Origin of the sequence: Bradyrhizobium sp., from assembly GCF_035484855.1 — a bacterium.
Taxonomy (GTDB): domain Bacteria; phylum Pseudomonadota; class Alphaproteobacteria; order Rhizobiales; family Xanthobacteraceae; genus Bradyrhizobium.
The window spans coordinates 22,943-32,733 of sequence record NZ_DATHOP010000028.1; the positions used below are offsets into that span (position 1 = coordinate 22,943).

The 9,791-nt window shown below is 61.2% G+C and carries 11 protein-coding genes and 1 riboswitch; of the genes, 5 read left to right on the plus strand and 6 right to left on the minus strand.

Annotation, left to right across the window (positions count from 1 at the left end; genetic code table 11):
• The first annotated feature begins 63 nt into the window (after window positions 1–63).
• A complete protein-coding gene (locus VK804_RS03790) occupies window positions 64–252 on the plus strand; it encodes a hypothetical protein (RefSeq protein ID WP_325367984.1) in 189 nt (62 codons plus the stop codon).
• A 690-nt stretch (window positions 253–942) separates the two neighbouring features.
• Window positions 943–1,206: a hypothetical protein gene (locus VK804_RS03795; protein ID WP_325367986.1), complete on the plus strand. Its 264-nt coding sequence runs from the start codon at window positions 943–945 to the stop codon at window positions 1,204–1,206.
• Window positions 1,207–1,219: 13 nt separating this feature from the next.
• Here VK804_RS03795 and VK804_RS03800 read toward each other — a convergent pair whose 3' ends face one another.
• On the minus strand, window positions 1,220–1,675 hold the full coding sequence (locus VK804_RS03800; protein WP_325367988.1) for a hypothetical protein: 456 nt from the start codon (window positions 1,673–1,675) through the stop codon (window positions 1,220–1,222).
• A 598-nt stretch (window positions 1,676–2,273) separates the two neighbouring features.
• Entirely contained in the window at window positions 2,274–2,486 is a 213-nt protein-coding gene (locus VK804_RS03805) for a hypothetical protein (protein WP_325367990.1), read from the minus strand.
• A 465-nt stretch (window positions 2,487–2,951) separates the two neighbouring features.
• Here VK804_RS03805 and VK804_RS03810 point away from each other — a divergent pair, with 465 nt between their 5' ends.
• Window positions 2,952–4,055: an acyl-CoA desaturase gene (locus tag VK804_RS03810; protein ID WP_325368014.1), complete on the plus strand. Its 1,104-nt coding sequence runs from the start codon at window positions 2,952–2,954 to the stop codon at window positions 4,053–4,055.
• Window positions 4,056–4,105: 50 nt separating this feature from the next.
• Here VK804_RS03810 and VK804_RS03815 read toward each other — a convergent pair whose 3' ends face one another.
• Window positions 4,106–5,632 (minus strand): amidohydrolase family protein, encoded by a 1,527-nt coding sequence (locus VK804_RS03815; RefSeq protein ID WP_325367992.1) that lies wholly within the window; start codon window positions 5,630–5,632, stop codon window positions 4,106–4,108.
• Between the two features lie 212 nt (window positions 5,633–5,844).
• Window positions 5,845–6,067: riboswitch (cobalamin riboswitch) on the plus strand.
• Window positions 6,068–6,144: 77 nt separating this feature from the next.
• Here VK804_RS03815 and VK804_RS03820 point away from each other — a divergent pair.
• Window positions 6,145–7,209 carry a HoxN/HupN/NixA family nickel/cobalt transporter gene (locus VK804_RS03820; RefSeq protein ID WP_325367994.1) on the plus strand — a complete coding sequence of 355 codons (1,065 nt, stop codon included), beginning with the start codon at window positions 6,145–6,147 and terminating at the stop codon, window positions 7,207–7,209.
• A 188-nt stretch (window positions 7,210–7,397) separates the two neighbouring features.
• Window positions 7,398–7,706, plus strand: a complete 309-nt coding sequence (locus VK804_RS03825; protein WP_325367996.1) for a DUF3551 domain-containing protein — start codon at window positions 7,398–7,400, stop codon at window positions 7,704–7,706.
• Between the two features lie 85 nt (window positions 7,707–7,791).
• On the opposite strand, the gene VK804_RS03830 is transcribed toward VK804_RS03825, so the two are convergent.
• From VK804_RS03830 to VK804_RS03840, 3 genes are all read right to left on the minus strand, one after another.
• Window positions 7,792–8,100 carry a DUF4387 domain-containing protein gene (locus tag VK804_RS03830; protein WP_325367998.1) on the minus strand — a complete coding sequence of 103 codons (309 nt, stop codon included), beginning with the start codon at window positions 8,098–8,100 and terminating at the stop codon, window positions 7,792–7,794.
• The gene (locus VK804_RS03835; RefSeq protein WP_325368000.1) at window positions 8,084–9,496 is read right to left on the minus strand and encodes an acyclic terpene utilization AtuA family protein; all 1,413 of its coding nucleotides are present in this window, start codon (window positions 9,494–9,496) and stop codon (window positions 8,084–8,086) included. Before VK804_RS03835 ends, VK804_RS03830 begins: the two co-directional genes overlap by 17 nt.
• Window positions 9,497–9,562: 66 nt before the next feature.
• Window positions 9,563–9,791 (minus strand): MFS transporter (locus VK804_RS03840; protein ID WP_325368003.1); only part of this gene is annotated, 229 nt, incomplete at its 5' end.

The following is a 9,791-nucleotide window of genomic DNA, read 5'->3' on the forward strand; positions in this document are numbered from 1 at the left end:
AGCGCCGGAACGAATTTCCGCGCTGCGCGTGATACCGGCGCCGGAACACAACGGGGAAGAACAATGGCGGTCGGTAGGCAGTATGTGAAACGCCAGGCGGTGATGCTTCTTGAATTCGCGAAGCTGACCCATGATCCGAAGCTGGCAGCGACCCTGGTCGAAAGGGCTGCTGATCTGAAATCGAAACTCGATCAAACTGCGCCGCCGACCGATATGAGTCCGCATGCGCCCGATGTCGAGTCGTCGCCTTAGCGATCCAATTGTGCGCAAGGCAGTGGCGGCTCGTTGCGCCGGGCGATGACGAACGCGGACGATTTCGAATGGCCGATGCCGTCATTGCGAGCCAACGGGGCGCGCATTCGCGCGACCCGTTGGCTCGCAATGACGTTGAAACATGATTCCGCGATCTCGCCGCATGGTTTTTTGCGCGAGGTATTCCTTTATTTCCGCCCTCTCAAACAAAGGGCGCAGGGAATGCCGGGCGGCCGATGCGCCCGATAGCCGCGTGTGCAATGAGTAGTGGTAGAGCGCACACGCGTTGTCAGGTCACACCGGAATCACCCGGCATTCCCCACGCAATGGTTTACGGATTATGGGCGCGCTCTCCCCGGTGCTCGGGCTCTTTGGCCACCGTCACCCCTGAGAAGCTTGCTTCTCAAGAACTTGACACCAGCGTCGAGGTGCCAGGACCACGCGTCTTTTCCGTCCGCCTCAGATGCCTTCGTCAAGAGCACCCTCGGCGTCCACCGCATCCCGCCCCGCGTTGTTGACGTTGCGCAACGCCCCTTTGGTGGGGCGGGACGGAAAGCAATATAGGATAATCAGAATATTCTGACAACCAGAATATTTTTGCAAACGGGGCTTGACACGGCCGGCGGCGGCAGACGAAGTGATTTGCCCGACCGGGCAATCCGGGCCCGACGGCAACCGGCGAGGAACGCGATGGTCGGAAAACACCTGGACAGGTCACGGCGCAGCGTGATGCGCGTTGCCGCCGGCGGAGTTTCCGCGGCAGTCTTGATGCGGGTTGCGAAGTCGGACGCCTCGGACAAGATGACGCCGCAGCAGGCGCAATATCAGGACATGCCGAACGGCCTCTACAGCTGCGCGATGTGCTCGCTGTTCGAGCCGCCGAATTCCTGCAAGGTGGTCGAAGGCGAGGTCAGCAAGGACGGCTGGTGCAAGGCTTTTGCGCTGGCGGATTGAGCAGCGATGACCGTCAGGCCCATGCCAAACGACCAATCGGGATACATCCGTCGTCATCGCTTTTCGTTCGGTCGCCTGCGCCCCTTCGGGGCTTGTCAGGTGCGCGTCGATGACGAAAATCGAACCGGCGCAGCGCGATCAGAACTGTGCCCGCACATCGGGATGACCGCGCCACGATCCGCTTCATGACGTACAGTACCATTCCTGCGCGACCGATCATGCCAAGAAGGAAGATCATTGCGAACACGTCAATGTAGGCCATTAAATCACCGAGCAGCATCAGTTCGGGGGGAATGGGTATCCTGTGCAGGTAAGCAAATATCAGTATCAGGACGGGGATGAACGCAATGACATCCCGCAGGGTCAGCCGGTCTAAACGGGCAGCGAGCTGGACGACCAAAGCATCCCAGAGCCAATCACCGAAGGCTGCTGGCCTATCGACAGTCCACTTCTTCCAAAATCGATCCATAAAATCCTGCCCTCACTTCGCTTCCTTCCATACCATGGTTTGACAGGCTGGTCCCGTGGCGCATCAAGCATGGCATGACCGGCTCGTCCGTTGTTGAGCTGTTTTGATCAGACTCAAATCAGCTCCTTGCCATAGCCTGACCTTAACCAGGTCGCCCCATGTCCCCACGTTCCATCTATTTGCGAGACCAAGCCGACATTTGTCGGCGGCACGCCAAAAAGATCGGCAACGCTGAAACGCAAGTTGAGCTTCGAAAATTGGCAGCCGAATACATCGCGCGCGCGGTGGCGATCGAAAGCAAGGAGAATGTCCGTCACATCAGGTCAGGCAATGCGCCGCAGCAATCGTAGTAGCGAGGGCGGCCAGGATGCTTGGCCTATAGCGATCTTTCCCTGCTTAGAGCGTTTTCGAGCGAAGTGGACACCGTTCGTGTGAAGAAAACGCGTCAAAACAAGAATCCAGAGCCCCGTTTCGATTCCATCGAAACGAGAAAAGCTCCAGAGCGGGATGACTTTTCTTCGAATCGTCATCCCGCTCTGACTTTTTGATTGAGCATGATCTTTTCGGAAAACCGGTGCCCACTTTTCCGGATCATGCTCTAGTCAGTCGTCGGCAGGTTTCGCATCGTGAATTCGATCTGGCCGTCCGGAAGCTGCCGCCAATTCTCGACGACCGACAGGTATCCGGCCTGCGGACACTTATCGAGGATTTCGCGAGCTTTCAGACGCGCCGCATCAACCGGCAGCGTGAATATCCTGGTCCGCCGATTGTCAGACATCCGGTCAGCTAAATTCCGGGGACGAATGTGCATATGTGCTCCGGCTTGTTTTGAGCAACCGATCATGAGGGGCTGATCCTGGAAATTGAAGATTGGGCCACCGCGCCGCCGTCATTATCCCCGCTGTTCACCGCCGCGCCGCACCGAGAGCGAGGATGCGAGGTGTTTCGGTGCGTGTCTGCCCGGTGGATGACGCAGGAACCATATTCGGAAGTTGAGACGATCTTCGGGCCGTCGGGACATCAACGGCATCATCCTGGCTAGCCGATAGACCAGTTCACTCAAGCCGAGATAATGCCGCCAGGTGAGCAATTTTGACCGCCGTCCATTCCAGTCTCTGCCCTACGATGAGCTGACCGGAATCGGTCCGATGTCTCCGAATTCGATCTATTTGCGGGACCAAGCCGCAAAATGCCGTTGGCACGCTTATGCTGAAACGACAGAAGGGTTTTTCGCGTGTCTACAAATATCGATGTCGTTCAGGAACACGACGACATCATGCGCCCGCAGCTTGTTCCATTTCTATTGATCCACGCAGGGTGCGCCGCGGCGATCTGCTCGGGCGTTACATGGCAAGCGATTGCAATCTGCGTGGTCCTGTATTGGTCGCGCATGTTCGCGATCGGGGCCGGGTATCATCGGTACTTCTCACACCGGGCCTACGCGACAAGCCGGGTATTTCAATTCATCCTTGCCTTCCTCGCCCAAAGCAGCGCTCAAAAAAGCGTCCTCTGGTGGGCTGCGAAACATCGGCATCACCATTTGCATTCGGATACCAGGCGAGATGTGCATTCACCGCGGCACAAGGGCTTCGTGTACAGTCATGTCGGCTGGATTTTCGCTCGACAGCACGACGCAACCGACTTGCAGAAAGTTGCCGATTTTGCGTCGTTTCCCGAGCTGATGTGGCTACACAAATTGGAGGTTTTGCCCGCGATCTTGATCGCAGCTCTTTGCGTTTTTATTGCCGGGTGGACCGGGCTCGTGGTCGGTTTCCTCTGGAGCACCGTGCTTCTGTACCACGCAACGTTTTGCATCAATTCGCTTGCGCATGTTCACGGACGCAAGCGGTATGTCACGGGAGATGAATCCCGCAACAATTGGCTACTGGCTCTGTTTACGATGGGTGAGGGTTGGCATAACAATCATCACGCCTACCAAAGCAGCGCTCAACAGGGCTTCCGATGGTGGGAACTCGATTTGACCTATTATATTCTGAAGGTTCTTTGCTGGCTCGGAATTGTTTGGGATTTAAAGACGCCACCCGAGCAGGTGCTACGTAATAAGCAGCGGCTGGGATCACGAGTGATCGGGCGGGCGGCTGAGCAGCTCGCCGGACGTTTCAACCCCGAACAAATCGCACTTGCTGTCCGATCGTCAGTCCAGGCGTCCGAACTATCCGCGCTACGAGACTCGCTTTGCCGATTGCAGCATCGAGCCGAGGTGCTGCGGAATCTGCGTCTGCCCAAGATGCCGACTCGTGACCAGTTCCTGGCTGAAGCAAGGGCCATGTTCGCGAAGACGATATCCTTGGACGACATCGTCGACCGCGCCTACGAACTTCTTCTCGAATCAGTCGGCTCTCGATTGGTCGTTCAATGAGCCGCCTATGCCCTCTCCCCGCGAAGAGCGGGGAGAGGGAGTAAGGATGGTCACGCAAACACGGAATGATCGATCGGTCCGTTCGGCACCACATAGCCATAGCGGGTGTTGGAGGGCTCGGGGCCGGCCTTTTCGTATTGCGCCTTCATCAAGGCAAAGCGGTCGCCCTTGATGTCCAGCATCGCGCGCTTGGGCTGGATGTTGTAAAGCCGCGCGTTGTTGTCGCCGAAGATCGCGGTCTTGACCGGACCGTCGGCGGCCCCGAGCGGCGCGTAGCCGAATTTCTTCTGCATGGCTTCGGGGATTTCAAGCCGGCGCAGGCCTTCGATCTGCCATTGCGGCGCGCCGGTCCACAGCGCGTCGGTGCCCCAGCAGACGTGATCGGAACCGAGGCCCTTGATCAGCGTGCCCATCAGCGCGGCGCAGACGTTGGGTTCGGCGACCAGCGTGGTCGCGAACAACTGCCCGACGTCGCCGTAGACGTTGTTGACGCCGTACTGCGCGGGGATGTCGGCGAGATCGCTGGTCCATGAAATCCGCCCGGTGCGCTCGAACTCGGCCAGCGCCACCTTGGGATCGCCGCCGACATGGCGGTAGGCGGAGTGATAGATGACGAAGTTGAGCTGCGGCCAGTCCTTGGCCGCCTGGCCGACGTCGGAGACATCGGCAAACCCGCGCAGATTGGGGAACGACTTCTCGACGCCGGGCGGAAACAGCCCCTTGTGGATGCAGACATTCTTGATGCCGGCCTTCACCATCTTCTCGTAGCCCTTGTAGGCGACCTTCTCGTCGTCCATCCGCCAGGGATAATGGCTGATATCCTTGTGGGTGTTGTCGCCGATGGTGTAGCCCTTGCAGGATTCCGGTTTGAGTTCGAGCGCGGCGTCGAGCTTCTCGAGCCAGCCGGGCTGGCCCGGCGTGAAGATGGCATGGCAGAACATCCGGCGCGAGCCGGCCTCGTCGTTGACCTTCTTGCGCGCGTCCGCCATCTGCTGATTGGTCAGGAACCAGTCCTGTTCGATGTCGGAGGGCGCCGACGAGATCAGCGATATCTTGGTGTCGCTGTCGAGGAACATCTCCTTCTTGTAATTATTGAACTTCAGATCCTCGATGGTCTGCTCGTGATCGGCCAATTCCTTGTTCCAGCCGGCCTTGCCGACCGCCTTGCGCATCTCGACAAAGGTCATGATGCGGGTGTCGTCGCGCAGGAAATGCGTGTGCATGTCCATGATGAACTGGTCTTTCAGCGCGCCGGCGCGCTCGTCCGCCATCGCCGGCGTCGCGGCCTCCGCAGGCGTCGCATCGAACAGCGCGCCATAGACTTCGTTCATCGCAACGAAGGAGGCGGCCATGCCGGCGGCGGTCTGGAAAAACCGGCGGCGGTCCAGACCCTGCTTGGCCCCGAGGTCGTCGGCCATCGCCAGCAGCCGCGCCTCGACCTCGCGCTGCCGCTCGTTCTGCGGGTCGGGATAAAATTCATCGCTTGCCACGATCTGGGTCGGAATCGGCGTCTGATACGCACACAATTCGGACGGCATCAGCGCGGCTAGTTCTGCCTCGGTCAGTTGGCTGCTCACGACTTCTTCTCCCTGGTTCGCGTCCCCCGGTTGAGCCCCTTGGGTGGACGGCGGCAGACTAGACCTGAATTAGGCGGGAGCAAGCCCCTTTTCCGATCGTGATCGCGCTGCCGTGATCCCCGTTCCGCGCTCCCGAACTTGATCACCGGCCGAACCAGGTGATGGCGCGGGAACGACACCTTGCCAAGCCTTGACAGGAAGTGTCAGATTGCTTCAGTTGTCGACGTTTGGGAGTGCCGGTCACGTCGGCCGGCAAAGGGAATTTGGTACGGTTCGCCAGTCGTTCGCCGCGAGCCAAGTCCAAAGCTGCGCCCGCAACTGTAGGCGGTGAGTCCTTCTTCGAAATGCCACTGGGCTTGTTCAGACCAAGCCCGGGAAGGCGGAGAAGGGTTACGACCCGCGAGCCAGGAGACCGCCCTGAACACGTCATCCTTCCGGCGCGCGGTGCGCGCGCATGGGGCGGTTCTTTCGCTGCGGTGACATCGGATGTCTTGCGGATGGAGGGGCCCGCCATGGCTGCGCTTGCGAAATCGATTGTCCCGGCCAATGGCACCAGGCCCGAACGGCTCGGCTTTCGCGCCCGCATCGTCGGAATCTACGGCTTTCTCATCTCAGCCAATCTCGCGGCCTGGATCTGGGCCTTCATTGCATTCGCCCATCAGCCGGTCCTGATTGGAACCGCGGTGCTGGCCTATAGCCTGGGGCTGCGTCACGCCATCGACGCGGATCACATTGCAGCCATCGACAACGTGACGCGGAAGCTGATGCAGGAGGGCAAACGGCCGGTCGCGGTCGGCTTCTTCTTTGCATTGGGACATTCGACGGTCGTCGTGGTCGCTTCACTTGCCGTTGCGCTGACCGCGAACGCGGTGAGCGATCAGCTTGCCGGCTACCGCGAGATCGGCGGCATCATCGGGACCTCGGCGTCGGCGCTGTTTCTGTTGCTGATCGCCATCGCCAATATCATCGTGCTGCGCGGCGTCTATCGGACTTTTCGGCTGGTCGAGCGCGGCCAGATCGTGACCGAAGAGGACATCGATGCGCTGTTGCAGCAGCGCGGCTGGCTGGCGCGGCTGTTCCGGCCGCTGTTCCGGTTCGTTTCACAGAGCTGGCATCTCTATCCGATCGGCCTGTTGTTCGCGCTCGGTTTCGAGACCGCGAGCGAGATCAGCCTGTTCGGCCTCTCGGCCCAGGCTTCCAATGCGGTCTCCAGTTGGTCGCTGCTGATTTTCCCCGCCTTGTTCGCGGCCGGCATGACGCTGGTCGACACGTCGGACGGCGTGCTGATGCTCGGCGCCTATGGCTGGGCCTATCGCAATCCGCTGCGCAAGCTGTTCTACAACCTGACCATCACGTCGGTATCGGTGCTGGTGGCGCTATTGGTCGGCGGCATCGAGACGCTCGGTCTGATCGCGGATCAATTTCACCTGCGAGGCGTTTTCTGGAATGCGGTCTCCGGCCTGAACGACAATTTCGGCGCGCTCGGCTACGCGATCGTTGCGCTGTTCGTCGCAAGCTGGGGGATCTCGTACCTCGTCTATCGCTTCAGGCGGAGCAGCCGTTACGCCGGGACGTGATCGCCGGAAGTTTCGAGCTCGTGATATTTCCGACGACGCTCGCGCTTCGAATGGCACGGGCTTCGACGGGATCGACCATCTTCATATGATTGTCATACTTCAAGATTGATTGAAGGCTGTAGCGCATCGTTCTCTGAAGTTCCATATGCGCGTGGGGCTAGAACAAACTAGCGAGAACAGAGAACAAGATGAAGAAACTTTTAGTATTGGCGAGCGCGAGCACGGCAGGCCTGGTCGCAGCGATTGCTTTCGGCGCGATCAACATGCCCAGCGCAAAAGCCGGCGAGTATTGCCGCACGGATCCCAGCGCCCATATGAGGAGCTGCGGCTTCGACACCATGGAGCAATGCCTGGCGATGAGGTCCGGTATCGGCGGCGACTGCGCCCGCGATCCGTTCCTCAGCGACAACAAAAACGCCCTCGCCTATCAGCCGAAATCCCCGCATCTGCGCGGCCGCGCCCATCACGCTGGACGGGTGACCGACGGCGACAAATAACACCCCGAACCGACGACAGTTACAGACCCGGTGACGCAGGGCCGCGCAGATTTGTCTGCGCGGCCCTCGTCCCCGACGTGTGAACTCAGCGAAGCTGCAATTCCAGCAGCGGCACGAATTGCTGGCCGCTGTGCATGTCGCGCTCATGCACGCCGCCCTGCGGCGTGGCGCGCGGGTAGGAGATTTTCACCATGCTCAGGGATTTTACTGCGAAGCGGCGGACGAGCGCGGCATCGACGCCGTAGATGGCGGCAACGGCGTCTGCGGAGATCGCAGGGTCGTCGTGGTATTTCGCATAGCTTTCAGCGCCGTCGAAGAACAGATCGACCGTCACCCAGAACGGGCCGGCGTTCTTGGAGCGGACATACCGGCAGAAGTCAGCGAGCCTGGGCACTTGCGGCCTCTCTCGGCGCCACCGACAAATCGACCCAGCGGGTGCGCGCCAGCTCGAAGGGCGAGGCGGTGTGGACCACGTGGTTGAGATGAAACTCGAAGACCTGGCCGCGTTCGACTTCGGCCGGCGAAAACGGGAAGGCGTAGCTCGGTATTTCCGTGCCCTCGCGCACCGGAAAGTGGAAGAACAGCGGATTGCACACACGGGCTGCTTCGGTCGCCATCGCCTGCGTCGGCGCCGTGGCCACGAACATCAGCCCGATCTCGCGCGGCGGGGCGGCATTGCCGCTTGCGGGACGCCCCGACACCGCGTTCCAGCCATAGGGGCGCAGCGAGATGTCGATTGCGGCAGCCTCAGGCCCCATGGTGCGGGCCATGCGCGCGCGCAGGCCGGCTTGCATGCGCGCGACGAAGGAGTCCACATCTTCCAGCACGTCCGGATCCTCGATGCCCACCAGCATGAAGGTCTGGAACGGTCCGCCGCCGGCGCCTTCCAGTTTCATGGTGTAGGATTTCGGCTCCCAGCGCGAGCCGGTGACGCGGACGCGCCGCTCGTCGAGGGCGCTATACTCGGCACAGGTGACGTCGAGCACGCCGCCGGGCTCCGCCAGCCGGAACGGATCGCTGTTCTCGTAGAGCATGTGCGCGGAGACGGTTTCCGGCGTGCAGCGATTTTCCGGCGACAGCGGCTCGATGGTGAAGCCGTGGCGGTCGATGCTCATCATCACGCCGGGATTGGTGGGGTTGATGGTGCAGAGGCCGCCGCACTCGGCGATCTTGGCCGCATGCCAGGCGGCAGCCGTGTCGACACCGTGCATCAGCGGGAAGGCAGCCAGCACCGCGGTGTCCGTGGTGCGGCCACCGAGCACGATGTCGGCGCCGGCTGAAATCGCGGCCATGTAAGGCTCCGGGCCCAGCAGCGCGACAATGTGGGAGCAGGCGTCGAGACTCCGGTCGCTCAGCGGTCCGGCCGGCGGCAGCGGCGTCACCTTGCCGCCGGCGTTGCGGACCTTGAGATCGGCCGCGCTCTGTTCGGAATAGATCACCGCGATCCGCGGGCTGTCGCCCTGCTCGCGCGCCACCTCCATCGCGATCTCGAGCGTCTCATCGACCGCCATGTCGCAGCCCGACGTGCCGCAGGAGCCGATCAGCAGGGGAATGCCGGCGCGGCGGCGCGCGTCCATCAACAGCGACAGGTCGCGCTTGACCGATCCCCGTCCGTATTTCGACCGACCGGTCGCAAGGTACGCCGGGCCGCTGTCGGTGGAGCCGGCGTCAATCGCGATGGCATGCGGCGAAAGCGCGAGCCCCGCCTCGATCTCACGGGCGCTGACGCCCCATCCCAGTACGCCGGCCGGCACCAGCACGCGAATGCACGGGTCTTTCTGGGCAATCATGCGGGTCGCACTTTCGGTGTCGCGAGGGAGGCGCGGAGCACCAACGGCTCCGCGCCCCCATCGCTGTTACCGCGAGATCTCTTCAAGCTCAAGGTCGAGCGTGCGCGGTCCCCAGCCACCGATCGAGATCACCACGATCGTCATCGCCACCGCGATCAGGCCGAACACGCCCTTGGTGCCCGCATTCTGCAGGAAGAAGGCGATGATGAAGCTCGCAAACACCGCGCTGATCCGGCTCAGCGAGTAGGTGAATCCGACCGCGCGGGCGCGGATCCGGGAGGGGAACAACTCGCTC